General features: G+C 44.8%; 25 protein-coding genes. 9 read left to right on the top strand and 16 right to left on the bottom strand.

What is annotated here, in order from left to right; translation table 11 throughout:
- Positions 1-83 precede the first annotated feature (83 nt).
- The 4 genes from QUB44_RS23150 to QUB44_RS23135 all read right to left on the bottom strand — a co-directional run bounded on the left by QUB44_RS23150 (position 84) and on the right by QUB44_RS23135 (position 4,302).
- Positions 84-749: a DUF1295 domain-containing protein gene (locus QUB44_RS23150; RefSeq protein ID WP_333371117.1), complete on the bottom strand. Its 666-nt coding sequence runs from the start codon at positions 747-749 to the stop codon at positions 84-86.
- Between the two features lie 412 nt (positions 750-1,161).
- On the bottom strand, positions 1,162-1,563 hold the full coding sequence (locus tag QUB44_RS23145) for a hypothetical protein (RefSeq protein WP_333371115.1): 402 nt from the start codon (positions 1,561-1,563) through the stop codon (positions 1,162-1,164).
- Between the two features lie 65 nt (positions 1,564-1,628).
- Positions 1,629-3,215: a serine hydrolase gene (locus tag QUB44_RS23140; RefSeq protein WP_333371113.1), complete on the bottom strand. Its 1,587-nt coding sequence runs from the start codon at positions 3,213-3,215 to the stop codon at positions 1,629-1,631.
- Positions 3,216-3,513: 298 nt separating this feature from the next.
- The gene (locus QUB44_RS23135; protein WP_333371121.1) at positions 3,514-4,302 is read right to left on the bottom strand and encodes an RNA methyltransferase; all 789 of its coding nucleotides are present in this window, start codon (positions 4,300-4,302) and stop codon (positions 3,514-3,516) included.
- 159 nt (positions 4,303-4,461) lie between these two features.
- Here QUB44_RS23135 and QUB44_RS23130 point away from each other — a divergent pair, with 159 nt between their 5' ends.
- From QUB44_RS23130 to QUB44_RS23120, 3 genes are all read left to right on the top strand, one after another.
- Complete coding sequence (locus QUB44_RS23130) at positions 4,462-4,617, top strand: DUF2256 domain-containing protein (RefSeq protein WP_333371111.1); 156 nt, start codon at positions 4,462-4,464, stop codon at positions 4,615-4,617.
- Positions 4,618-4,689: 72 nt separating this feature from the next.
- The gene (locus QUB44_RS23125) at positions 4,690-5,625 is read left to right on the top strand and encodes an isoaspartyl peptidase/L-asparaginase (RefSeq protein WP_333371109.1); all 936 of its coding nucleotides are present in this window, start codon (positions 4,690-4,692) and stop codon (positions 5,623-5,625) included.
- A gap of 513 nt (positions 5,626-6,138) precedes the next feature.
- On the top strand, positions 6,139-6,363 hold the full coding sequence (locus tag QUB44_RS23120) for a winged helix-turn-helix domain-containing protein (protein ID WP_333371106.1): 225 nt from the start codon (positions 6,139-6,141) through the stop codon (positions 6,361-6,363).
- A gap of 900 nt (positions 6,364-7,263) precedes the next feature.
- Here the strand turns inward: QUB44_RS23120 and QUB44_RS23115 are convergent.
- Positions 7,264-7,659: a hypothetical protein gene (locus tag QUB44_RS23115; protein WP_333371104.1), complete on the bottom strand. Its 396-nt coding sequence runs from the start codon at positions 7,657-7,659 to the stop codon at positions 7,264-7,266.
- A 329-nt stretch (positions 7,660-7,988) separates the two neighbouring features.
- Positions 7,989-8,087, bottom strand: a complete 99-nt coding sequence (locus QUB44_RS23110) for a hypothetical protein (RefSeq protein ID WP_333371119.1) — start codon at positions 8,085-8,087, stop codon at positions 7,989-7,991.
- A 17-nt stretch (positions 8,088-8,104) separates the two neighbouring features.
- On the opposite strand from QUB44_RS23110, the gene QUB44_RS23105 reads away from it, so the two are divergent.
- Complete coding sequence (locus QUB44_RS23105) at positions 8,105-8,263, top strand: hypothetical protein (RefSeq protein ID WP_333371102.1); 159 nt, start codon at positions 8,105-8,107, stop codon at positions 8,261-8,263.
- 51 nt (positions 8,264-8,314) lie between these two features.
- Here QUB44_RS23105 and QUB44_RS23100 read toward each other — a convergent pair whose 3' ends face one another.
- On the bottom strand, positions 8,315-8,797 hold the full coding sequence (locus tag QUB44_RS23100) for a WD40 repeat domain-containing protein (protein WP_333371100.1): 483 nt from the start codon (positions 8,795-8,797) through the stop codon (positions 8,315-8,317).
- A 187-nt stretch (positions 8,798-8,984) separates the two neighbouring features.
- Between QUB44_RS23100 and QUB44_RS23095 the strand changes: the two genes are divergently transcribed.
- The 3 genes from QUB44_RS23095 (at position 8,985) to QUB44_RS23085 (ending at position 11,323) form a co-directional block, all read left to right on the top strand.
- Positions 8,985-9,620, top strand: a complete 636-nt coding sequence (locus tag QUB44_RS23095; RefSeq protein ID WP_333371098.1) for a tetratricopeptide repeat protein — start codon at positions 8,985-8,987, stop codon at positions 9,618-9,620.
- 76 nt (positions 9,621-9,696) lie between these two features.
- A complete protein-coding gene (locus QUB44_RS23090) occupies positions 9,697-10,185 on the top strand; it encodes a hypothetical protein (RefSeq protein WP_333371095.1) in 489 nt (162 codons plus the stop codon).
- A 385-nt stretch (positions 10,186-10,570) separates the two neighbouring features.
- Complete coding sequence (locus tag QUB44_RS23085; protein WP_333161468.1) at positions 10,571-11,323, top strand: hypothetical protein; 753 nt, start codon at positions 10,571-10,573, stop codon at positions 11,321-11,323.
- Between the two features lie 170 nt (positions 11,324-11,493).
- Here QUB44_RS23085 and glmU read toward each other — a convergent pair whose 3' ends face one another.
- On the bottom strand, positions 11,494-12,882 hold the full coding sequence (gene glmU / locus QUB44_RS23080; RefSeq protein ID WP_333371093.1) for a bifunctional UDP-N-acetylglucosamine diphosphorylase/glucosamine-1-phosphate N-acetyltransferase GlmU: 1,389 nt from the start codon (positions 12,880-12,882) through the stop codon (positions 11,494-11,496).
- A gap of 12 nt (positions 12,883-12,894) precedes the next feature.
- The gene (locus QUB44_RS23075; protein ID WP_333161471.1) at positions 12,895-13,056 is read right to left on the bottom strand and encodes a hypothetical protein; all 162 of its coding nucleotides are present in this window, start codon (positions 13,054-13,056) and stop codon (positions 12,895-12,897) included.
- Positions 13,057-13,377: 321 nt separating this feature from the next.
- Between QUB44_RS23075 and QUB44_RS23070 the strand changes: the two genes are divergently transcribed.
- Together QUB44_RS23070 and QUB44_RS23065 are read left to right on the top strand one after the other, a co-directional pair.
- Positions 13,378-14,343, top strand: a complete 966-nt coding sequence (locus tag QUB44_RS23070) for a hypothetical protein (protein ID WP_333371091.1) — start codon at positions 13,378-13,380, stop codon at positions 14,341-14,343.
- Positions 14,344-14,370: 27 nt separating this feature from the next.
- Positions 14,371-15,195 (top strand): sulfurtransferase, encoded by an 825-nt coding sequence (locus tag QUB44_RS23065; RefSeq protein ID WP_333371089.1) that lies wholly within the window; start codon positions 14,371-14,373, stop codon positions 15,193-15,195.
- 343 nt (positions 15,196-15,538) lie between these two features.
- Here QUB44_RS23065 and QUB44_RS23060 read toward each other — a convergent pair whose 3' ends face one another.
- The 7 genes from QUB44_RS23060 to rfaE2 all read right to left on the bottom strand — a co-directional run bounded on the left by QUB44_RS23060 (position 15,539) and on the right by rfaE2 (position 23,125).
- A complete protein-coding gene (locus QUB44_RS23060) occupies positions 15,539-17,011 on the bottom strand; it encodes an MBOAT family protein (RefSeq protein WP_333371086.1) in 1,473 nt (490 codons plus the stop codon).
- Positions 17,012-17,604: 593 nt separating this feature from the next.
- Complete coding sequence (locus QUB44_RS23055; protein WP_333371084.1) at positions 17,605-19,161, bottom strand: ATP-binding protein; 1,557 nt, start codon at positions 19,159-19,161, stop codon at positions 17,605-17,607.
- Complete coding sequence (locus QUB44_RS23050; protein ID WP_333371081.1) at positions 19,158-20,177, bottom strand: ATP-binding SpoIIE family protein phosphatase; 1,020 nt, start codon at positions 20,175-20,177, stop codon at positions 19,158-19,160. The genes QUB44_RS23055 and QUB44_RS23050 overlap by 4 nt, the downstream gene beginning before the upstream one ends.
- A 346-nt stretch (positions 20,178-20,523) precedes the next feature.
- A complete protein-coding gene (locus QUB44_RS23045; protein ID WP_333108114.1) occupies positions 20,524-20,922 on the bottom strand; it encodes an anti-sigma regulatory factor in 399 nt (132 codons plus the stop codon).
- Positions 20,923-21,186: 264 nt separating this feature from the next.
- The gene (locus QUB44_RS23040; RefSeq protein WP_242717860.1) at positions 21,187-21,564 is read right to left on the bottom strand and encodes an STAS domain-containing protein; all 378 of its coding nucleotides are present in this window, start codon (positions 21,562-21,564) and stop codon (positions 21,187-21,189) included.
- A gap of 56 nt (positions 21,565-21,620) precedes the next feature.
- Positions 21,621-22,490 carry an STAS domain-containing protein gene (locus QUB44_RS23035; protein WP_333371079.1) on the bottom strand — a complete coding sequence of 290 codons (870 nt, stop codon included), beginning with the start codon at positions 22,488-22,490 and terminating at the stop codon, positions 21,621-21,623.
- Between the two features lie 140 nt (positions 22,491-22,630).
- Complete coding sequence (gene rfaE2 / locus QUB44_RS23030; protein ID WP_445243279.1) at positions 22,631-23,125, bottom strand: D-glycero-beta-D-manno-heptose 1-phosphate adenylyltransferase; 495 nt, start codon at positions 23,123-23,125, stop codon at positions 22,631-22,633.
- Between the last annotated feature and the right edge of the window lie 273 nt (positions 23,126-23,398).

The following is a 23,398-nucleotide window of genomic DNA, read 5'->3' as shown; positions in this document are numbered from 1 at the left end:
ATTAGCTATAACCTGCAATCTGCTCCACTTAAGCCAAACCCTTGATTATAGCATAAAATTATTTTGCAAGAGGTCTACTATTTTTAACCCACTTTCTCCTCTAAACTGTCTTTTTTTTGTTCGAGAGCTGTCGATACAAATAGTCGAGGTAGTAAAAGTCCTGACCTAGTTTTGTAGTCGGCAAATTCAGGATATCGTCCGAGTGAACGATCTTTTTTTATCATGTTAGGAATAAAAACACCAGCAATAAAAGCTGCCAGAATTAAAAAAGGTAGCCAGTGCTGAACTAGCATCGCAAACGCTGCGTAGATTAGGATTTCTCCTAAGTAATTCGTATTGCGCGATCGGGCAAAAAATCCTTCAGTTATTAGTCCCGAACGGTACTTAAGGGTGTAATACTTCTGTGCATCCGCAGTATAGTGTAGAAAGACACCGATAATATTTAGGGAAATTGCTGCTGCCACTAACGGCAGAGGTGGTTGTGAGCCACTGCTAATCAAAATAAAAGGTGCTACCCAATAGAGGCTAACTAACACAAAGCCTAATATTCCCATTCCGACAGAGATTTCTTGTTCCCACTGTTTATCTGGATATATCTGGCTTTTGAGCAGCCACAACAAACCATAAGTACCGTGCAGAGCGAGATAAACCCAAGCACCAAAATTAAAATTTTGGTAAATGAACATCAGTGTCAAAATAAATGGAAAGCTGAGTCCTTTGTGCAGATTGATAAAATGCTTGAGTTTCATAGCTTTTGCTAATCTCTATCTAGTAAACTCTATCTCTCTTTATATTACACTTTTTTAGATATCACTACTTATCACGAGCAAACTTATCAACCTGCTTCTATTTTGCCTGACGAGGTAACAAGCAACTTGAAAGCGTGACCGGAGTGCCCTCGTTTGTTTATTTGACAGATCCCGCTCTCGGCTTAACAAAGAAAATCGATCGTGATCTCAGTAGCGAAAGAATGTTGCGAGAATCACCCGCTCCGAAAGCTTAATCAAGGATTTCTCTAATCGGGCGATCGCTATTTCACAAGTTCATATCGTTTCCGGTTGCATGGGAATGATAAAGTCAAAGTCAATAATTCCACATTCCCCCACTCCCCACTCCCCATCATTCCGGTGTAACCGGAATTGATATAAGTCCGAAGTATTGTTAAATTCCGCTTGACTCGCGGATTCGCCCATTATAATCAACTCTGATTCGGCCATCTTGAGAAACCGTAACAACTGTTTCTACAGTATAGACAGACGAACCAGGCTTGTTACCCTTAAAAGTAAAAGTCCAAGTTCCATCGCCATTGTCAACAAACGGCGATTCCTTAGAAGTACCGTGCATAGAAGGTTCAGCTCGATAGTTGCCTAACCCCCCATTAGCCCTTTCTGCTGCTTGACGGGCTAAGTTTTTTGCCCGATTGAGTTCGATATTATTGTTGATCACTCTCACACCGTCGGTCTCATATTCAGGAGCAGGATTAGCATTACTCAAGGTGGGGGAGACTCCAACGGCTAAAGTTGAGAGCGCTACCAGACAAGCAAGGCGGATGTTTACTTTCATAATACAAACTGATTTATAGTTTGATAAAGTCTACAACACTAGCCGGAAAAAACCCGGTTAAATTTTCACTTTTTAATTTTCACTTGTGAATCGGCTGGCGTTTCCCCACCGTACAAATAGCGGTAACTCATCCGAGAAACCTCCCGAATCAATGTTTGAGCTGGCTTCTCTGTTTCCGGTGAATGCTTCACCATCACCGCCACCAAATAACGCTTACCATTCGGCAAATCCACCATACCCGCATCCGCAAGAATTGTATCAATATTGCCGGTTTTGTGAGCAATAATTGAACCTTCGCCTAAACCTTTCGGCAGCAAAGAATCATTTTTAGTTTGGCGCATGATTTGCAAAATACGATCGCGCGATTTCACCGACACCAAATTACCCCGATCGATCTGGGCGATGATATTAATTAAATCCTGCGGACTGGTAGTATTAGTTCCCTCCAAATCAGGCAAATTATTGCGGAGAACCGTCGCCCTCAAACCCCAATTGGCAAAATGCTGATTCAACACCTCAGCACCTCCCAACAACTCAATCATCATATTTGTCGCCGTATTGTCACTGACAACAATCATCTTTTGGGCTACTTCCAAAGCCGAATACTTCTTGCCAGGAGCCTGGTCTTGCATATCCCCAGAACCGCCGACAATGTGTTCGGACTTCAGCGTCAGCATCTGATCTAACTGCACTTTGCCCTCATCTACTGCTTGGAAAAAAGCTACTAAAATTGGCACTTTAATCGTGCTAGCTGAAGCAAAAGCAGTATCGCCATTAAAATTTAGGTAGCTTCCAGTATCTAAATCAACTAGAAATATTCCCGCTGTCAAACTAGGATTTTCTGTTGCTAAAACCTGAACTTGGGTTTTCAAAGCTCCTAATTCTTGATTCAGTTGTAGCACTTCTGGGGTTGCGGATGCCGCAGATGCGCTATCGGCTGGGTCTTTCTGCCCTACGGTGGTTTGTTCTTCTGTCGCTACCGTGGATGCTCGACTGACGGCATTCACCACCGACAGCAGGGTACCGCAAATCACCGCTATCCCAACTCCCAAAATCAGCAAGCGAGTAGCGTACACCAACGGCGACACGCTCCGAGGTGCAGAGCGTTTACCCGGTCTCTGACTCGCTTGTGGGCGCGGTTTAGGCACGGGGGGTTTTTTGGTATCTGCGGGGATTACCGTGTCTGAAATGCGAACTGGGGGCGAACTGGGACGACTTCCACGGGTTGCAGGGGGAGTGGCAGTTGGGAGCTGGGTGTTGGGATTGCTGGCGATCGAACTCACATTTTCCCGCTCCAGAGTCGGATCCGGAAACTCGAACATATCGACAGCAGCGAGACCTTTTTTGCGCGGTTGGCGAGTCTTCGACTGCGGAGTTTTGCTGGTTCTGGGTTTTCTGGGGTTAATTGCCGATCGAGGATCGGATAAAAAGTCTTGTGTAGTAAATTCTTCCGAAGATGTGGGAGAATTGGCTCCAATTCTGCTGCCGCGGCCTTGTTGCGGTGGCAAAGTTGCAGGTTCGGGCGATCGAATTTCTGGATTGCCGTTTTGCGGTTGGGGAGGACGGCGGCGGCCCGAGTTGCCAGACTGACTTGCTTTGCCGGACTTAGGCTGCTTTGAGCCGGAGTTGGGAGAGGATATCGAGGATATCACCGATAATATCGATCCTTTGGGAAACCGCTCTGCCACGTCTTACTCCTTCATCACTAATGTAAAGTTCAAGTTTAAGATTTTTCAGCTTGTCAGCCAATCAATTTTAGATTTTAGATTTTAGATTTTAGATTTACCCCAGACGCTGCATGGTATCAGCAACCGGGTTTATTGCTCGCAAATTATCGCAAAGCTTAGGTTTTTAGTCAAGAAACCCTGTTACGAAGGTGACAAGTGGGTGTACGAAAGTTCTCTGTGAAAAAAATTCTCAATCTCACATCCCCAATTATCAGCTTTTCTCCTAGCTATCTGTTGGATTTTCCGGTAACGCCCTATCCAGAGTATCAGAATTTGCCTCTCGTGGATAAGTTTTGATTGCCCATTCTGTTTGGCGGAGGACGCCCCGCAGCATGGCGACTTCATCCACTGTCGGATAGGCCCTGTTGTACAAACGCCGAAATTTTTCCATCCGGCTTGCTGCTGTGTGCTGCTGCAAATATCCTATTTTGAGTAACAGCGTTTCTAGTTGCTGGTAATATCCCTCTAAATTTTCCAAGGGAGCCGATTCCTTTTGGCCACTGACAACTGACAACTGACAACTGACAACTGACTTGTATAGTTCGTAACAGCAGATAGCGACGGCTTGGGCGAGATTTAGGGAAGTGTAGGCATCGCTGCTGGGAATGCGGATCAGGCGTTGAGCGCGGTTTAACTCGGCATTGGTTAAGCCGCAGTCTTCTCGGCCGAAAATGAGGGCGCTGGGGGCTTCTAGGAGCCAAGGCAAGGCTTCTGCGGGTTCTTCTAGTTGTGTTGGCAACGATCGACAATCATCCCCTGTAGTTGCGATCGCTCTGACACATCCCACCAAAGCAGCGGGCAAACTCTCGACTACTTTGGCCGTTTCCAATATGTCGGCGGCGCGAACAGCCATCAGTCGGGCTTCTTCCCCTAAATGATCGCAGTGGGGATTTACCAAAACTAATTGGTGCAAACCCATATTTTTCATGACGCGGGCAACAGAACCGACATTCAATGGGCCTGCCGGTTCGACTAAAACTATTCGGATGTTGGCGTCGGCCGTTTCGAGCATTTTTATTTGGGGAGGTGTTTGGTAGAAATTAGGTTGTTTCCTTAGCAACAGGCAAGATGCCTGTTCCACAATCAAATTTAACTCTTGTGGAACAGTCATCTTGCCTGTTCATAAAAATGGTACAAGATGTGAATTAGTTAATCTATTGTCAAAATTAGCATGGCTAAGCAACGATCCAAATCTGATTTGCCTACAAAAATGTGTCCGGTGTGCGATCGACCTTTTGCTTGGCGCAAAAAATGGGCGGACTGCTGGGATGAGGTCAAATACTGCTCTGAACGTTGTCGTCGCCGCCGTTTGGCGGCTCAAGATTAAGAATGTAGGGCAAGTTGCTCGATCAAAGCTAAGATTGCAAAGGAAAAATTTTAGGTTATTAGGTTATAAATTATGGCATCGCAACAAGTGCAACCAAAGCTAGTTATTCACGGCGGTGCGGGCAGTTCTCTACATAGTAAAGGCGGAATTGAGGCGGTGCGGAAATCGCTTTACGATGTTTTGGAGGAAGTTTATCCGCTGCTGAAAGACGGTGCAAGTGCCGTAGATGCAGTGGTGCGGGGCTGCCAATTGTTGGAAGATGACCCGCGATTCAATGCCGGTACTGGTTCTGTAGTGCAGTCGGACGGTCAAATTCGGATGAGTGCTTCGCTAATGGACGGTTTGATGCAGCGTTTCAGCGGGGCGATTAATGTTTCTCGCGTTCAACATCCGATCGAACTTGCTCAATTTTTGCAGCATTCGGACGATCGGGTTCTCTCTGATTTTGGTTCGGCGGAATTGCTGCGAGAACTTCAATTGCCGATTTACGATCCGATGACGGATTTGCGCTTGCACGAGTGGATGCAGGAACGCCAAGGCAATTTTAGTAAAGCAATGGCTGACGTGGTTGCCGAACCCGCCGGTGTGGGTACGATCGGAGTCGTAGCTTTGGATGTGCATGGACGCTTGGCTGCTGGCACTTCGACTGGTGGCAAGGGTTTTGAGCGGATTGGGCGGGTTAGCGACTCGGCGATGCCGGCGGGAAATTACGCCGCTGGAAGTGCGGCGGTAAGCTGTACGGGGATTGGCGAGCACATTATGGACGAGTGTTTGGCGGCGCGAATTGTGATTCGGGTGACAGATGGTTTGAGTTTGAAAGCTGCTTTTGAGCGTTCTTTTACTGAAGCTGACGAACGTCAACGGGATTTTGGCGCAATTGGAATTGATGCTAGCGGGGCGATCGCTTTCGGCAAAACTAGCGAGGTGATTTTGGGTGCTTTTCACAACGGTATGCAAAGGGGCGATACTTTGGAAATGAGCAAGGGAACGTTGATTTTTATTGCTTAAAATGGTTCTTAATCGGTGATTCCGATCCTCGACTTCTCCAAGAAGTCGGGGAGCTTGATCGGCGTTAGTTTTATATCAAATCTAATGGCATCAGAATGGATATTACCCACAGTCAGGACACGCCGCCGTGCCATTTCCCTACAATTCATCGGCCGATGCTTACTCCCTTCCCGCCCAAAGAATATAGATAGAGGTAAAATCAAAAAAAGGGAGTAAGAGAAATGAATCTTAGTCAACAATTGCGGTAGGTAAGCCTAGAGAAAAAGCAGTGGCAACGACTGTACTACAAGAATCAGCAATCCTATATCAGGCAAAGGTTATCGGCAATTAGGCATCTAAGTGAAGGAAAAAGTCGTGCAGAAGTGACGAAGCTATTAGGCTGCACAGATATAACATTTGCAAGATAGGTCAAAACGTACTTAGAAATCGGGTTATAGGGAATAGTCCAACCAATCAAGCACCAGGTAAAATCAAGACGGGAGCAAGAAAAACGGCAAAAATTAATTAAAGAGAATGATTTTAGAGGCGAAACCAACAAAGTATGGGACAGACAGAGAAATCTGGACAGGAAAAATCATGCCGGCGGTAACAAAGCAACGGTGGAAAGTAGAGCTAAAAACGTCGAGAATATATAAAATTTTAGCCGATCTAAATATATCTCATCAAAAAGCGCATCGAGATTATGCAAAGGCATCGCCAGAAGCAGAAGGAGTTTGTGGAAGTTCAAAAAAAAAATAGCAGAGAGAAAGAGTGGGGAGAAAATAGTATTTTTTGATGAATTTGCAGTCACGAATCGACCAAGCCTATACTATGGATGGGAAGAAAAAAATACGCGAGCAGAAGTGGCATCAAATGAAGGGAAAAAAAGAGAGAAGCTGAATGGACTATTAGCGGTAGATGCTATAAGTGGAAAAAAGTTTGTCAGACTATAGCGGTTCTTGGGTAGATGAGGTACACAATTAAACTTCAAAAGCTTGACATGACAAGACAGGGTTTCGGCGTACTCCATCTTTCTGAGAAAGGCTATATCACCCATAGCAAAAACCGAAGATATAGCATTATAGATAGGAGAATTGTCCCAAGAAAGTATCAAAGAAAAAGCGCATCACATAAGGATATTGTTGGATAATAATTCGACCTAGAGAAAGAAGATGAAGAAATATTTAATAGCTGAACAAATAGCATTAGAGATAGAGGAGAAGATCACAGTAGAGTTAATTTATACACCAACATACTCACCGAACTTCAATCTAGCAGAATATCTAATCCATTTACTAAGACTGAGGCTACTACACCATTTGCCAGTGGGAACGAGCATAGAAGAGGTAAAAAAACGAATAAAAGAATTATTTGAAACGGAAGAATTGCCGACACAAAGTCAAATCCCAAAGACAATTAAGCAGATCTACAACCTGATTCTATAATCTTACAGCGGGAAGGGAGTACGATTGCATAAATAGCAATTTTTTCAGCCAGCCTTTAACTATCCAAATTCTATTCATAGATCCAATTGTATTGCTTAAATGACTCAAGCGAAGCATCTTATCGCGATTTATTGAACAGCTTGACAGCGCGTAGCGCCCGACGACAGGCGCTACGCGCTCGGAAACCGCTTCGCATAACTAGCAACTTGCGTTATTAGTCGTAGAACGAAAAGGTTCCTAGTGTACAAAGATTAACTTTATATTTTATACTTTCTTCCCCATCATCAAAAACAGCTTTGATATCGTAAGTACAGACATTCCGACCGTCGGGAAAAGTTATTATTGTAGATGCTCCAGGTTTCAGTATATCTATACCAAGAAGGTCTTCCTCCCAATCATCTACTCCTGTGGGAGAGGTCTGAAATGTTGTTATATTAGTAGCCGTCTTGTTAGTAATAGTAAACTCGAAAGTTTCAGCTAAAACACTCTTTGCTGTCATTACGGATAGTGGTAAGGCTAAGGCCGTAGCAACCATTAAACTCTGAAGGATTTTAGCGATTGGAACTGAATAATTCATTGTCAAGGAAGGCAAGCTGTATAGATTTTTCATTATCAGAGTCTAGTTAGGGATATTAGTAAAAACCGAAGTAGCATTACTACAATATAAACAAATATACTTCCTCCTTAAGGAAGATGTCAAGAAAATTGCAGGGTGGCGAGGAGCTAGCGAAGCTGTTACCAGAGGGAAGATAGGCTAAAACCATTGCTGTGAAAGCTTTGTAGAACAAAAAAATTCTGTGTAACTTTTTAGACATTAATTAAACCACAGTCTCAATGGGGTTCAGCCGGGATACGCGCAAAAGAGGACAGGTTGTAAAATTTTGTAAAGCAAGGCAGTTGAAACCATTGATTTGTAGAGATTTTGAACCAAAAATAGTTTCAGTCGAGCCAGAAATTCGGGAAGCGGTCTGGCGATAACTCCGTGTAGCAAATAGTGCGTTGAATATTCTTGTGTCCCAGATAAGCCTGAATAGCTATGGTGTCATGACCAAGAGATGCTAGATAAAACCCACAGGCATGGCGTAACGGCGACGGATTCGTGGCGGCGCACGTCTGCCAAACGCTTTAGCAGTTCGCCGTTTTGCAGGTTCCAGAGTTTGACTGTGCCCGCGCGCGATCAGCAGCGTTTTGCTGGCAGGGCTGAAAGCAACTAGCAATACGGCTGTGGAATGTCCGAAAATCGTCTGCCGCAGTTCCCCGCTGTGCTAACTCCAAATTTTCACTGTACTGTCCTCTGAGCCCGTTGCGAGGAATTGTCCGTCGGGACTAATAGCTGCAGACAAAATCCTGTCTGAATGGTGGAGAGTTGCTTTTAAGATGGCGCCGGTTGAGGTTTTTGGCTGCGTTTTATATCCGGCTATTTCCAGCCAGTCGATCGCATCTCTCCAATTTTTGAGTGCATTTCGGGGCCGATTTGTCAATAATTCTATGTATCTGTACAAAGTTTTTGACAAATCAACTTCTACACCTTTGATTTGTTTGTTGAGAAAAACCGCAATTTCCGCTGGACTGTAGCCGCACAACAAGCCGCAGAGATGCCGCTTTTCTACAGGTGTCAGCCCTCTTCTGGTGTGGGGGGCGAATTCTTTTTTGGCATTTGCCAAGTCGGTGTAAAGCTTTTGGATGTCCCAGCCTTTGCTTGCCCGTGCAAATGGTTCTTCGGGTCGATCGAGGGTAGAGGGTATCATTTGCGGCAGTCGCGATCGAGTTCCTAGTCAAATTCCTAACCAAAATCCTAACATTGGCTGTGCGCGATCGAACTGTTGTCACCGCTAATCTATTTTTTATACAGCCAACGGGGGAATGAGTTGCAGGTAGAAAATCCTCTCCTTTACAGTTGGCAAAATAACTATACATCAATCGGAGAAATAGAAAATGCCTGGAATTGCGATCGCCTTATTTTTTATCCTAGGTTTAGTTTTAAGTCTTGTTGGCTATTTTTGGGGATTAGTTCAAGCTTTTGGAGAGGAAACTATTTGGGGAGTGCTTTACTTGCTTGTCCCATTGGCATCAGTGGTTTTTTATATCAAAAATTGGAGCAATAAAAAAATCAGAAAAACCTTTTTGATTCAATGTGCTGGATTACTAATGTTTGTATTGGGAGGCATTACTTCAGTATTTTATGGCAAAAATTTTGTAAAACTCTCTGACTCTGGATCTAATGTAGAGCAGGGGTATAACGAGCAATCGCCCTCTTCTTTTCCTTCTGGTTTCAACACTTCTCCATCACCCAACCAAGAGTTATCTCCTGCTTTCGAGTCAGTTCCTGCTGCCGAGCCATCTCCTGCTTCTGCAGCACCTGTTTCTGAGCCTAATTCTCCTCGTGTTTCTGCTCAAAATTCTGACTTCAAACAATCGATGAAACTCGGTTATATCTACTACGGGCAGGGAGACTATCAAACGGCTTTAATCAATTTTAACAGAGCTTTACAGCTACGTCCGGGCGATGCTTATGCTGTCAAGGCTGTTGACAACACCAAAAGTGCGATCGTCCAAAGCAGTGTCAAATAATAATCCGTGCCTTAAAAATTGCAGACAGCGGATATATAAGTAATTAACCTCGTTTTTAAGCTGAATAACTAAACTCATGAAAATTCTCAAACAAACACCAACTAAACTAACAATTAAAACTGCCAGCGCCTGGGATGGTTTGCTATTAATTTCTCCCTTCATCGTCATTGGACTCTTGCAGATTATTTTAGCGTCAAATTGGATAGGTGGAGGCATATTTCTGTTGTTTTCTCTGTCTTTATTGGACGGGGCGATAGATGAAACATATATTTTTGATAAAACTTTTAGCAAAATGACCATTAAACGACGGGGTGTGTGGCTTCATAATGTTACCGAATGCTCAACTCGCGAGATTTCTGCGGTGGAATTAGAGGAAATAAGAGATAGCGAGGGAAATCGTAGCTATTATGTTCATTTGTGGATGTTCGGGGGCGATATCATCTGTTTAAGAAGCTATTCACTAACAGAACAGTACAAAATGGCTGACTTGATTCGCAGCTATATATCGATTAGCGATAATCGCACGCTTAGCAATGTATTTGCCCTGCAAGTCCGTGAATCGTAGCTATCATGTAGGGAATCGCCCAAGTTAATAACTAACGATAATTAAGTAGGCGCAAATAAAACTGATAATGTAACCAAATGTAAACCTGTACTCACCTGGGTGATTACTTCCCTACGGAGCACGAAGCTAACGTTTTATTCCACATAACATAATTAATATATTTTTAAGATTCATGTGTTTTAAATCATGGAAAGCTATCTTAAACTAAGCCGCCGGTAAACTCGCGACATTTGTTGTCGGTCAGGAATTTTAGTGCTAACCTATTACTAAAATAAAAGGGTCATGGCAGAGGACGACTTCAAATAATATATAAGTTAACAATTCGGCTGATCGGGGTTAGTAAGGCGCTCTGCAACATCATTTTTGGAATTTAAGGGGGAGATAAATGAAAATAATCAAGCAAACAGCAAGTGAATTAATAATTCAGACTAAAAGCATATTTGATTTTTGGCTCCCTAGTTGTTTATTCATGGCAGTTGGACTGATATCGGTGACTTTCGACTATCATGCAGCAACCTTGAGTTGCCAGCGATTGCAGGCAAAACAAGGAAATTGCCAGTTGGTGCGCTCGAATTTACTGGGGTCGAACATCAAAGAAATTGAGCTTGCTTCTTTGCGGGGAGCTAAAGTTGAAAGATGCGGCTATAAAACCAGAGTTGTACTTTTGACTTCTATTGGCAATGTTCCTTTCACTGCTAACTCCACTAATTGGGGAACCCAAGACGCTGTTGCTTCGGATATCAATTTTTATGTTAAAAATGCAAAAGATCGATTGCTGCGCTTAAGCCAAGAAGATCGCTGGTTGGGATGGACAGGAGGCATATTTTTGCTTACAGCAATCGCAGTGATCGTCTTGAGAAATAATGAAACCTACAGCTTCGATGGAACTTTAAACACCTTGACTGTTAAACAGCGGGGTTTGTTGGCACGTAAAGTAATGGAATACTCTCTGTGCGAGATTTATGGCGTGGAAGTCGATCGAACAAAAGATCGGGATAATGACACTTGGTACGAAATCAGATTGTTAGTTTGTGGAGGCTCTCGCATCTCCCTACCCCGCACGATGAACCCATACCAGCAAGCAAAAATCGCTAAAGCGATTAACAACTATCTGCACCAACAAAATAACCAAAAATAGCCGATCGCGATCAACCCGATTTCTCAAGGTTGGAGACTTACGCAGAAACCGGGTTTTTCACCAAAATCTCTTCTAGAGTGCGATCGCTTCCGTTATAAAAACCCGGTTTCTTTGGTATCCAGTGCGAAACTCGCGGGTGGAAACCGATCATCTAAAAAGTGAACGATTTTTCACTTTTTAGGTTCTTTCAACTTCCAGCCTGGTTTGACAACTTGCCGGGAACGGGCAACTACTAAACAGTCATTCGGCACATCTTCCGTCACCACAGAACCCGCCGCTACATTAACATCTTCCCCCAAAGTTATCGGTGCAACCAGCACGCTGTTAGAACCCGTTTTAGTCCGATCGCCTATTTGAGTTTTGTGCTTGTTTTTTCCGTCATAATTCGCCGTAATTGTCCCAGCACCGATGTTGACTTTTTCCCCCAAAGTCGCGTCGCCTAAATAAGACAAGTGAGCGACATTAGTTCGATCGCCTATTTGAGTATTTTTCAATTCTACAAAATTGCCGACGCGACAGTTCGACCCAATTTCTGCGTGTCCCCGCAAGTGTGCGTAAGGGCCAATTCGCGCATTTTCAGCAACCATACTGTCAGAAACCACCGAATAAAGCACAGTCACGTTTTCTGCAATTTGACTGTTTTCGATCAAACTGCCGGGGCCGATGCGACTCCCAGAGGCGATCGAAGTATTTCCCCGCAAGTGAGTTTGTGGTTCAATTACCACATCCGGCTGCAACTCTACGGTATCGTCGATCGTAATGCTGTTGGGATCGAGCAGCGTCACTCCCGCTGTCATCCACTTGTCCTTTACCCGCGTTTGCAAAATATCGCAAGCTGTGGCTAAATGTTTGCGATCGTTAATTCCCAATATTTCTTGATAATCTTCCACATCCACCGCCATCACCGGATTGAGGAAATTTACCGTATCAGTTAGGTAATATTCTTTTTGGTCATTGTCTGCCTTCAATTCTGGCAAAATTTTCTCTAAATCCGGCCAGTGAAAGCAGTAAACACCTGCATTAATTCGTTGATTTTGCTTTTGATCTGGTGTGCAGTCGCGGTCTTCGACAATTTGCTGGACTAAGTTTTGACTGTCAGCAAATACTCGCCCGTATCCTTGAGGATTCGGCAAATTAGCTGTCAATAAAGTAGCAGAATTTTGGTGCTGTTTGTGAACAGCAATCAATTCTTTGATAGTTTCTGCCCTCAGCAAAGGTACATCCCCATTTAATACCAGCAAGTCTCCTTGAAATCCCTCTAAGTGAGGCAGCAATTGTTGGATGGCATGACCTGTTCCCAATTGTTCAGTTTGTTCGACAAATTCTAGGGGAGGAGATTGAGGATTTTTCCCTGATAATTCTTGACCTCGAATCAGGGATTCTTTAACGAGTTCGCCTCGATAACCGACGATGACAAGTCGCCTGGTAATTTGAATTTCTTGACAACTTTGGAGGACTCGCTCAACTAGCGATCGACCGCCCAATTCGTGTAGAACTTTAGGCAAGTCAGATTTCATGCGCGTGCCGCGTCCAGCCGCTAAAATTGCTATTGCTACCATTGTGCGATCGAGTTATTTGCTATAAAAACTTGAATATTGACTAACTGATGATATCACTCGCTGTCCGCCGATGGCACTGCGATCGCACAATTTTTTAATCTCAAATCTCGCATCCGCGCGATCGAGGATTTTTCCAGGCGGATGCTGGTTGTAGGGGCGATGCTTGCGGTTCAACTTAACGCCGTTGCGGTATCTGGACTTGCTTGCGCGCCCGGTATCAATTACCAGGTTGAAGCAGCGGTATTTGGCGGCTCAGCGAGAAGATTTTTGGCTGTACTGCAAACCTGAGTTCGGTTCGTAGAAAGGACTGAAGTCTTTTCCCAAGGGCTGGGAGGGGGAGCGAGAGTGATAATTTGCATCTTAGGGCTGGGATTTGCCACGATACATTATACTATTTGTTGAATTTCAGTTAGGGTGTTTTCAACTTTAAAAAAACTATTTCTGACTTTTTCATTCCTTCTACCTTCTACCTTCTGCATTATCAGGTGTCCAGCTATGACAGAGCTTAATTTTCAGGAACTTGCCAAGCAGGGAAATCCGCAGGCTATCGCATCTTGGCTAAACAGCCAGTTGCAATCTGAAGGCATCACAGCCTCGGCGAATCTCGACGGCGACTGTTTGGATGTAATTCTTGAGGCCGAGCAGGTACCCAGAGAAAATAAGTTAGTTGATTTTGTCCGCACCGAGCTAACGAATTTGCAGCCGGATTCGATTCGCAAAGTGAAGGTTGAGGGCCGAGAAAGCGGTCAGATTGCTGCTGCTTGGAGTCAAGAGTTTAGTTTGGAGAACAGCAATTTTGAACCACAGAGCTTTGCAGGAGAATCTGTACCAAATACTGCTGTTGTTAATATGGACGATCGCACAGACATGGAGAGCAATATTGAGGAGGAAAAACCGCCGGAACTTGCTGCATTTGAAAACCGACTGCGATCGACTTTCATTGTAGTCGGGCTAGTAACGGGTATGTTGGCGATCGCGGTGGTGGCATTTGTCGGTAAAATTTTGAACCAGCCAGCAGCAACTGCGGGGAATAATCCCGAGGAAACAGCAAATTTAGCAACTGCACCGGATACTATACCAGATACTTTTCGAGAAGCCGTTAACAGCGCACTCAAAGCAGCAGAATTGGGGCGATCGGCAAAAACCAAGGAAGATTGGAGTACAGTTATAGATCGTTGGCAAGAAGCGGTTTCATTAATGAGAAGAGTACCAGTCTCTAGCCCCAACCATCAACTAGCTCAAGCAAAAGTAATTGAGTATCAGAAATATCTGCTTTACGCTCAAGAAGCAGCAGTAACTCCTCCTCTGCCAACTCCAACTCCCGCACCCGCCGAAAAATCACCTTCGGAAAAAGCAACTCCTAAAAAATCAAATTCTGAAAAAAGAGCTTCGGAGAAAGAAACTTCAAAAAAATCTCGTACCGACAAAGCAGAACGCGATAAAAAAGCTCCTTCCCGCTAAATGTTAAAATATAGATTTTGAAGAATTATGACTGACAACACTTTAATCGTTTCTCCTGAATGGTTAGCCACCAATACCGACAATCCGCAAGTTGTAATCATTGACTGTCGTTTTTCCCTTGCCGACCCTGAATTGGGACAAAAACAATATCAAGAAAGTCACATTGCGGGAGCTTTCTATTTAGATTTAAACCGCGATCTCGCGAGTTCAGTGGGCAAACACGGCGGTAGACATCCGCTGCCAAATATTGAAGAATTAGCTGATAAATTGAGCGCGATCGGCATTAATTCACCAGAAACTTTAGTCGTCGCCTATGACGATTCGCGGCTGGCTTTTGCTGCTCGTTTGTGGTGGCTGCTGCGATATATGGGACACAGCAAAGTCGCTTTGTTAGACGGCGGTTTCAGCGGCTGGAAAGCGGGGGGATATCCGGTAACAAATATTTTGCCAGAACCCCGCGAGGGTAAATTTGTTGCTCAATTGCAGCAGAATTTGGCGGTAGATATTGAGGCGGTAAAAGAGCGTAAAGACTTGCCGGGAGAGGTTTTGGTTGATTCGCGAGAAAGTGAGAGATATGAAGGTTTGCGGGAGCCGATAGACCCCATTGCAGGTCACATTCCGGGTGCGGTTAACTATCCTTGGCAAGGGGTGACGGATGAAACTGGAAAAGTGCGATCGGCATCCGAACAAAAACAGCGGTGGACGGAATTAGAAAAAGCCGAAGAAATTATTGTTTATTGCGGTTCCGGGGTGACGGCTTGCGTTAATTTACTGTCTTTAGAAATCGCCGGAATTCCCGATGCTAAACTTTATGTCGGTAGCTGGAGTGACTGGTGTTCTTATCAGTTGTAGGGTGCACTCCTCGATATGATTGTTGACTGTTGACTGTTGACTGTTGACTGTTGACTGTGATTTCTAGGGTGGGCACCGCGCACCAAAGCGGGGAATCACTTCGGCGCACCTTACGGGGAATAAAAGGAAAATCAAATATAGCAACAGCCAAGACGGTTAGGACGTTGTTAATGGCTGAAACGATTGATTTTATTGCTTCTTCCTTCTTCCTTCTTCCTTCTTCCTTCTTCATGACATCCGTTACATCCGTTGCCCAACTTCCTTCTTCATGACATCCGTTACATCCGTTACATCCGTTACAGAATCCGTTGCCGAACTTCCTTCTTCCTTTTTCTATAATGCCCTAAAAATCAAAATAAATATAAGGCAAACCGCCTTCGGGAGCCAACACCCAAACCGCATACAAACAAAGCGGCACTAACACCAATTTCATCGGCCAATTTAACTCTAATTTCAAACCCCGACTCAACGCATAATTCCCCAGCATCGCCACAGCCAAAGCAGCCAACATCCAAGCTAAACTCACTCTATCTAAACCCAAAGCTTCTACATAAACTTTCTCAGCAAACTGCACGTCAGCAGTGTGTCCCCACAAATGCGAAATCGCCCATCCAGAATCCTTTAAATCGGGAAGGCGGAAAAATATCCAACTACCAAAAACCATGGCCTGAGTCAACAGCCAACCGATCGCAATCCCGATCGGATTTTCCCACAAAAACTCGATCCGCAACCGCTTAAACAGCACATCAGTCAGCCTGTGAACCGCCAAAGCTAAACCGTGTAAACCCCCCCACACAATAAATCCCCAAGCTGCCCCGTGCCAAATTCCCGCAATTAACATGACAATTGACAAATTCAGACAAGTGCGCCACAAACCGACTCGCGAACCGCCCAAAGGAAAATACAAATAATTGCGTAGCCAATCGCCTAAAGTCATGTGCCAGCGTCGCCAAAAATCAGCTATGCTGGCACTAAAATAAGGAAAATCAAAATTTGGTGGCAAATACCAACCCAACAGCAAAGCAGTACCGCGCGCCATGTCAACATAGCCGCTAAAATCGAGATAAAGTTGCAGCCCGTAAGCAAAAATAGCCAGCCACAAATCCTCGCTACCCGCCCGCTGCAAGTTGGTAAAGCTTAAATCGACATAAATTCCCAAGTTATCTGCGAAAAGACCTTTTTTTACTGCACCAAAGGCGATCGTCCAAAGCGCTTCAGAAATGCGATCGGGCGTCGGAAATTGCTGGGTTTTCAGTTGATAGATCAAGTTGTGATACCGAGTAATCGGGCCGGAAATCAGCTTGGGAAAAAACAACTTGTAAGCAGCAAAGTGCAGCAGCGAAGTAGCAGCCGGCGCGCCTCGGTACACGTCAATCAAATAAGCAATGCACTCAAAGCAAAAGAAACTCAATCCCAGGGGTGCGATGACGTGACTTTTCACCCAGTCAGCCCCCTCGATAGCTAAAGGCCAATTGAACAAAGTGCCGATCGAACTCAATAAAAAAGGCACATACTTAAAGCCCAGAAGCAGCAACACATTCAGGCAGATGCCTATCCACAGCAGCAACAAACGGCGGCGGTTCCAAGATTCATTAGCAATCCGCCAATCCAGAGGTTCCCCAATCGCCATCGCCAAGCAGTAATTAAACAAAGCACCGATTAACAGCAGAGGAATGTACCAAATTTGCAGCGAAGCGTAAAAAATTAAACTACCCGCCAGCATGATGAACAGCCGCCACCACCGCAGCGGAACCAACCAGTAAGCCGCGAACAAAACTAACAGAAACAGCGCATATTGAAGGGAGATGAAAGTCATACCATTTTAGATTTTAGATTTTAGATTTTAGATTTTAGAATTGGGAATGGCTTATTTTGTATGGGTTTGAATTACGGGCCTACTGTTGCATTATTTTTATTAATCGAGACTTTGCTAAGAACGAGATTTATCATGGGTTTTAGCCGATCGCCGACACGAAAACAGACCCTCGGTAAGCCCCTACTATATAGTCGGCAACTGAGAACTGCTACATTTTACAGCACAAAGGTTAAATTCTGTTGCAAATTAAATAAATCTTGCCTGCTATAAATTAACTCTCTTACGAACCATATAAAATTCGGGGAAAAAATATAATTAGGTTTGCAGCATCGGACTTCAGTCCTCAACAGCTATAATTCCTGATATCGTTTCTCTTCGCATCGGAATAATATTTTTTATCATGAAGTCCTAGCATCCCGCACAGTAAAAAAGTGATGTAACCCAAAATGTTTTGAATTCATCACAATAGCAGGTATTTGACAAATAGTTCGATCGCATTTCAACCCTTCCAAAACCTGAAATTCGGTCTGATCCGGTATCACAATGTCGATAAAAATTGCTTGCGGTTGCTCAAGGAGCAGTCGCATCCACCATCAGCGCCGTTGGCGACCTATATCGCAGTACAAGGAATTGGTGGCAAGTTTTTCAGCAAATACGGAAAAACTATCTTCATCCTCCCCAATCAAAACTTTGGCTGCTGAATCCGCCGCGGGTGATCGCCCGGAACCCCGCAAGCTACGAGAATTGGCGCTTTTGGGCGATATTTCATCTCCCTTAGCAGCCGACATTTCCAAAGGGTTTTCTTCCTCTCCAGGATACAGAATCGGCAGTGTCACCAAAAAAGTCGAACCCACTCCGGGTGAACTTGTGATTTTAATGCTTCCCCCCAAAAATTCCGCCAGTTTTTTGCATAGAGACAATCCCAATCCCGTGCCTTTGACGCCCTTCTGCAAGGGGTTTTCGAGTTGGACAAATTCTTCAAAAATCCGCCTTTGGTCGGCTGGAGGAATGCCGATCCCCGTATCTGCTACTGAAAAAGTAACTGTTCCCTCCTCTCCTATTTCCGCAGCAACTCGAACTTCACCTGCTTCGGTAAATTTGAGGGCATTAGAAATCAGATTTCGCAAAATCTGAGCAACTTTTCCCTCGTCGGTTGTGAGGATGGGAAGTTCGAGAGGCTCTTCAAAAATTATAGAAACAGCAGAGTTTTGGGGAAGCAGGGGGCGCATCATTCCTCGCAGAGCGCTGAACAAATCTTCGATTTCAAAATCAGCCACCCGAACAGTTAGTTTTCCGGCTTCCACTTTGGCTAAATCTAACGAATCGTTGACAAGTTCTGCGAGAGATTCGGCGGATTTGTAAATGTAATTTACTTGCTTGTCCTGTTCGGCTGAAAGTTCTCCGTCGAGGCGATTTAACAATATTTCCGAAAGGCTCATAATTGCCGTTAGCGGAGTGCGAAACTCGTGGCTCATATTGGAGAGAAAGCTGGTTTTGAGTTCGCTGGCGCGCCGGAGAGATTCGGCCTTGTCGTTCAATTCAGCGTAAAGTGCCAGAACTCCGCGATTGGTATCTTCTAGTTGTTGATTTAATTGTACGAGTTCTTCTTGACGCTGGCGGAGTTCGTCTAAAGTGCGTAGTAATTCTTGATTTTGCTGCTGAATTTCGGCATAGGGATCTTCGGGAATTTGGCGCGCTAGTTTGTCAACTAATTGATTTAGTTCGATCGCACTCAGCGCCGGCATATTTTTGGAAAACTGTTTAATTAATTGTACAGCCGTTCCGCGATCGGGCGCCGAGTCGATTTTCACTTCGTCCATCAACCGTTTTGCTGCTGCTAAACCGAGTCCCGCGCCGGTTTGCGATCGAAAATTGGGGCTTAACACAGCCGGTAAATCAGCAATTCCCGGCCCCGTGTCGGAAATCCGAGTCCGAAAAACTTGGGGCGATTCCCCTTCCACAATGAATTCTACTTTGCCACCGCCTGCATATTTGAAAGCATTGCGGGCAATTTCGGAAACTGCTGTGGCGATGCGGGTTTGTACTTGGGAATCGAATCCCAGCCCTTTAGCAATTTGGCGAGCTCTTTGGCGTACTTGTACGATGTCTTGTTCAAAGCGGACTTCCGTCGTCAGGATTGGGTAACTCACGCTGCTTCTCTCACCTTGGCTACTATAACTGTCATGTCATCGCGAGTGCGTTTGAAGTCCCGGTAGAGCACGGCTGCGATTAAAGCAGGATGTCTGGAGGCTAAACCCGGGTAGCGGTTTAAATTCCACTGCGCCGCCAAACCGTCGGAGTGCATGATGAGTAGGGACTGCTGCGACCAAGGATAAACAAATTCTGCTACTTTTCGCATCATATGTCCAACTGTGCCATTGTAGGAAACCATGGTGCGGCTTTGGTTATCTGTGACCACTACACCACTGATGTTGCCAATTCCGGCAAAACAAACTGTTTGTTGGGTAGGATCGATTTGGGCGATCGCCGCAGCCGCTCCTCTGGTATTTTTTAAAGCAGCGTGCGCCTTCTCTAAAATTGCTTTCGGCCCGAGTTTGGCGTTTTCCTCAAATACGCGCACTGCTTCCTGAGACGCTTCCTGGGCCAAATCCCCGTAGCCGAGCCCGTCTGCAACTAAAATCAGGTTTTTCTCCCAGTGATTTTCCGCAGCCCAGGAATCCCCGCAAATTTGCTCTCCTGCTTTTGGCAAGTGGATGACCCCTAATTCCAAGTAATTGCTGTTTTGGGATGCTTCCCGGCTATTTTGGGTCGGTTCCAGCCGCGCTAATAAAGCTGTCCCCAGTTTTGGTACAGAATGAATATCAAAAAAAGTAGAGAGGCGTTGAATTGCACCCAGTCCAGTTCCAGGGCTTCCCGCTGTAGAAAAACCGTCCCGTAGACACAGCGCGACATTTGCCATTCCCTGCCCCCTATCGAGCGCTACTATTTCAATGCTATATCCTGCCGTTGTTTTTAATGTTCGCAGCAAAATTTCTCCTTCGCGGGCGTGCTTGACCACGTTTTTTGCTGCTTCGGTGGTAACAATTGCTACTTTACCGCGATCGGTCTCGTTAAATCCGACTTCGGCCGCCAGGGCGACTGCGATTCGGCGCGCTTCTCCCACTTGACTTTCTTCTGTTACGGGCAGGGCTACGGCATCTATCATTTTTTATCAGTTCTCATAATGAAATCCTCCATACGCCAACCCTCTCCGGGTATGGTGTGGCATTCCAAGAATCACTTCTTGGCTTTGCTGGTTGCTATTTATACAAATTTTAAAAAATAATACAACTATACGCAACCTCCAAACTCCGATCGTCCTCAGTCAATCGATTTTAGATTTTAGATTTTAGAATTGAAGCATTGAACCCACGGATAAATTCGGGGGCTCCTTTATCGGATACAGGTTTTTTATTTCTGGACAGATAAATCCGGTGGCTTGTATCCTGGATGCTTTCACTCATTCCCAATGCTGTAATCTAAAATCTCAACTCTCAAATCGTATTACTTACTCACCGCCAGCGGACGATCGCAATTTTAGTTCCCTTACCCACTTTGGAAACAATCTCAAATTCGTGCATCAACCGCTTGGAACCACTGAGCCCCAAACCCAAACCGTGATTAGAAGTATAACCGTCAGTCATTGCCAATTCGATGTCTGGAATTCCCGGACCCTTGTCTTCAAATATCAGCCTCAGCCCTTTGCGGGTGCCTAATTGGAGCGTTTCGAGTGTTACAGTTCCCCCTTTGCCGTACTCTACAGTATTGCGGGCGAGTTCGCTGGCTGCGGTAACGATTTTCGTTTGGTCTAGTAAACCGAATCCCATTGCTACAGCCCAAGTTCGCACTTGCTGTCGGACGTGGACTATATCGGATGACGATCGGATTTCTAGTGTCTCACGTTTTGACATGGCGGCTACTGTACCAAAATAGAACTTCTCCACAAAATATAGGACTTACGCTCGTCAACTTAGTTTCTCCTAATAGGACTTACGCACTTACTACGATTTTCTCTCAATAGAGAACCTAGTGAAGCAATCTCAAACCCTTGATTTAACCCTCTTGAGTGCGTAAGCCCCGTTCTCAGAAATCTTCAGTTTGTCAACAAGGTATCTCCAAACAAACTAGGTTTTTTTACTGCCTGTACCTCAGTCATGAGACAATTAATCGACTGCTTACGGTTGCTCGTCAGGAGAGAAACCCAAGGATTTTCTCAACAAAATCATGCCTTTTTCAACGCTTAAAGCTGTGCGAACTCCTGTCAGGGAAAGCCCCAACTCAACGAGGGTAATCGCAACTGCTGGCTGCATCCCGACCACAACTGTTTCAGCATCTAAAATTCGCGACATACTAGCGATATTGTTGATAATGCGACCTATAAAGGAATCGACAATTTCCAGGGAAGAGATTTCTATTAAAACACCTTTGACTCCTGTTTTGACAATGCGGTTGGTCAGGTCGTCTTGCAGCGTCATCGCTAAGCGGTCGTGCATATCTACTTGAATAGTTACTAGCAGAAATTCTCCCATTTGAAGTATCGGTATACGTTCCACAAATTGACCTCTATTTTAATTTTCACTTAAATTTTTAGGCAAAGAGGCAATATTTTTTATCTTTCCTCTTGAATATTTCTTATAGTTAAACCTTGGCGCTGCAAAGCGACTTTAAAAGCATCTGCTAAAGTAGCTTTGGTGAGAATATCCTGCAAGTCAACTCCTAAATGAACTATAGTTTGAGCTATTTGCGGGCGAATGCCACTGATGATGCACTCAGTACCCATTAAACGGGCGGCAGCGACAGTTTTTAATAAATGTTGAGCAACTAAAGTGTCAACAGTCGGCACGCCTGTAATGTCTAAAATCGCAAATTCGGAGCCGGTTTCCATGATTTCCTGCAACAGAGTTTCCATGACTATTTGAGTGCGGGCACTGTCGAGAGTCCCGATCATGGGTAAAGCGAGAATGCCTTGCCAAAGTTTGACTACGGGTGTTGACAATTCGAGCATTTCTTGCTGCTGGCGTTCAATGACTTCTTCGCGAGCTTTGAGAAAAATTTCTGTCACCCAAAGGCCAAGCTGGTCTAATAAACTGGTGGAAAGCCATAGTTGTTCGACAAGTGCGTCGCGGTTTTCTGTCAGTTCATGACAAAGCCGATCGAACAATGGCTTTTTGAAGCATAAAATGAAACTCGCTATCTCTGAGGGAGTAAAGCCTCTCTGAACTCGCGATCGCGAAACTTCTGCTAGCAACACCCGCATATTTTCCCATTCGGGTGTCTGGATGTCGCTAAAGTTACCGTGCCCGACTGCAATGTGGAGCAATTGCAGAAACTCTTGACACTCGGAGCGCAATTCTTTGGCTCTCATCAAGTCGTCCCGCCGCAGCCCGGTATTTTGCAGTTCTTTGAGCCAGTCTGCTAGTAGCTCTGCTTTGTGTCTTTCTAGGATTTCCGCGATCGTGTTATTGCTTGTGAGTTCCATTAAAATTATCTCCTGCTTAGCAATTGGGATGAAGTTGTACGAGCGATTCCCTACGGGATAGCTTGGCTTCACGCACTTTAGTATTTTTAGATGGGGCAACTTCTGAGTTTAGCTCACTGTTTGCTGTTTTCGATCGATGGTTAAGTACCTAGTTGCAAAATGCGTTTAACGATCGCACTGGTAGAACTCGGAACTTCTATTTCGATTAAGGAAATCTTGCCACCTCCGGCGATAACGGCCGGTGCTTCCGGCAGAGTTTCGACTTGATAGTCGCCTCCTTTAACGTATATATCAGGCTTCAGGATATTTATCAGTTTAGTTGCTGTAATCTCGGAAAAAATTACTACGGCGTCTACTGGTTTGAGAGCGGCTAACACTTCGGCTCGCTGATTTTCCGGTACGATCGGGCGAGGTGGCAATCCCGGCTGCTGCGGTTTGATAGCTTGCACGCTGGCGTCGCTATTCAAGCCCACCACTAGCGATCGCCCCAAATTTTTTGCCGCCTGCAAATAGCGGACGTGACCGCAGTGCAGGATATCGAAGCAGCCGTTAGTAAACACGATCGGACGCCACTTGTCCGGATCGGATGCGATCAATCTTTCAAGTTCTCTCAACGTATAAACATCAGAAATCATTGCAGTCATTACCACCCAATTTGAACAGCGCTCAAAATTATCCTACCAAAAAATGTGATACTTTGCAGTTTCGTTATTTAAAAATTCATCAATCAATCTCCCACTAATTAATACTTACCTCTGACTAAAATTTAATTAGTAAATCGTAATTTTTAAGCCATACTATATAAGTAAATATTACCGAAAACGAAGCAAATTTAGAAAACATAATTTCCAGTAAAAACAGGTAGTCGCCTATCGGTAACTGCCATATCCTGCTGTTGGTAATTAGAG

Origin of the sequence: Microcoleus sp. AT3-D2 (assembly GCF_036705715.1) — a bacterium.
Taxonomy (GTDB): Bacteria; Cyanobacteriota; Cyanobacteriia; order Cyanobacteriales; family Microcoleaceae; genus Microcoleus.
This window is presented reverse-complemented; position numbering and strand designations above follow the sequence as displayed.

Coding starts and splice junctions, on each gene's coding strand:
- QUB44_RS23150 (WP_333371117.1), bottom strand. CDS start 749: ATGAAACTCAAGCATTTTATCAATCTGCACAAAGGACTCAGCTTTCCA.
- QUB44_RS23145 (WP_333371115.1), bottom strand. CDS start 1,563: ATGAAAGTAAACATCCGCCTTGCTTGTCTGGTAGCGCTCTCAACTTTA.
- QUB44_RS23135 (WP_333371121.1), bottom strand. CDS start 4,302: ATGCTCGAAACGGCCGACGCCAACATCCGAATAGTTTTAGTCGAACCG.
- QUB44_RS23130 (WP_333371111.1), top strand. CDS start 4,462: ATGGCTAAGCAACGATCCAAATCTGATTTGCCTACAAAAATGTGTCCG.
- QUB44_RS23125 (WP_333371109.1), top strand. CDS start 4,690: ATGGCATCGCAACAAGTGCAACCAAAGCTAGTTATTCACGGCGGTGCG.
- QUB44_RS23120 (WP_333371106.1), top strand. CDS start 6,139: ATGATTTTAGAGGCGAAACCAACAAAGTATGGGACAGACAGAGAAATC.
- QUB44_RS23115 (WP_333371104.1), bottom strand. CDS start 7,659: ATGAAAAATCTATACAGCTTGCCTTCCTTGACAATGAATTATTCAGTT.
- QUB44_RS23105 (WP_333371102.1), top strand. CDS start 8,105: ATGCTAGATAAAACCCACAGGCATGGCGTAACGGCGACGGATTCGTGG.
- QUB44_RS23100 (WP_333371100.1), bottom strand. CDS start 8,797: ATGATACCCTCTACCCTCGATCGACCCGAAGAACCATTTGCACGGGCA.
- QUB44_RS23095 (WP_333371098.1), top strand. CDS start 8,985: ATGCCTGGAATTGCGATCGCCTTATTTTTTATCCTAGGTTTAGTTTTA.
- QUB44_RS23090 (WP_333371095.1), top strand. CDS start 9,697: ATGAAAATTCTCAAACAAACACCAACTAAACTAACAATTAAAACTGCC.
- QUB44_RS23085 (WP_333161468.1), top strand. CDS start 10,571: ATGAAAATAATCAAGCAAACAGCAAGTGAATTAATAATTCAGACTAAA.
- glmU (WP_333371093.1), bottom strand. CDS start 12,882: ATGGTAGCAATAGCAATTTTAGCGGCTGGACGCGGCACGCGCATGAAA.
- QUB44_RS23070 (WP_333371091.1), top strand. CDS start 13,378: ATGACAGAGCTTAATTTTCAGGAACTTGCCAAGCAGGGAAATCCGCAG.
- QUB44_RS23065 (WP_333371089.1), top strand. CDS start 14,371: ATGACTGACAACACTTTAATCGTTTCTCCTGAATGGTTAGCCACCAAT.
- QUB44_RS23060 (WP_333371086.1), bottom strand. CDS start 17,011: ATGACTTTCATCTCCCTTCAATATGCGCTGTTTCTGTTAGTTTTGTTC.
- QUB44_RS23050 (WP_333371081.1), bottom strand. CDS start 20,177: ATGATAGATGCCGTAGCCCTGCCCGTAACAGAAGAAAGTCAAGTGGGA.
- QUB44_RS23045 (WP_333108114.1), bottom strand. CDS start 20,922: ATGTCAAAACGTGAGACACTAGAAATCCGATCGTCATCCGATATAGTC.
- QUB44_RS23035 (WP_333371079.1), bottom strand. CDS start 22,490: ATGGAACTCACAAGCAATAACACGATCGCGGAAATCCTAGAAAGACAC.
- rfaE2 (WP_445243279.1), bottom strand. CDS start 23,125: ATGATTTCTGATGTTTATACGTTGAGAGAACTTGAAAGATTGATCGCA.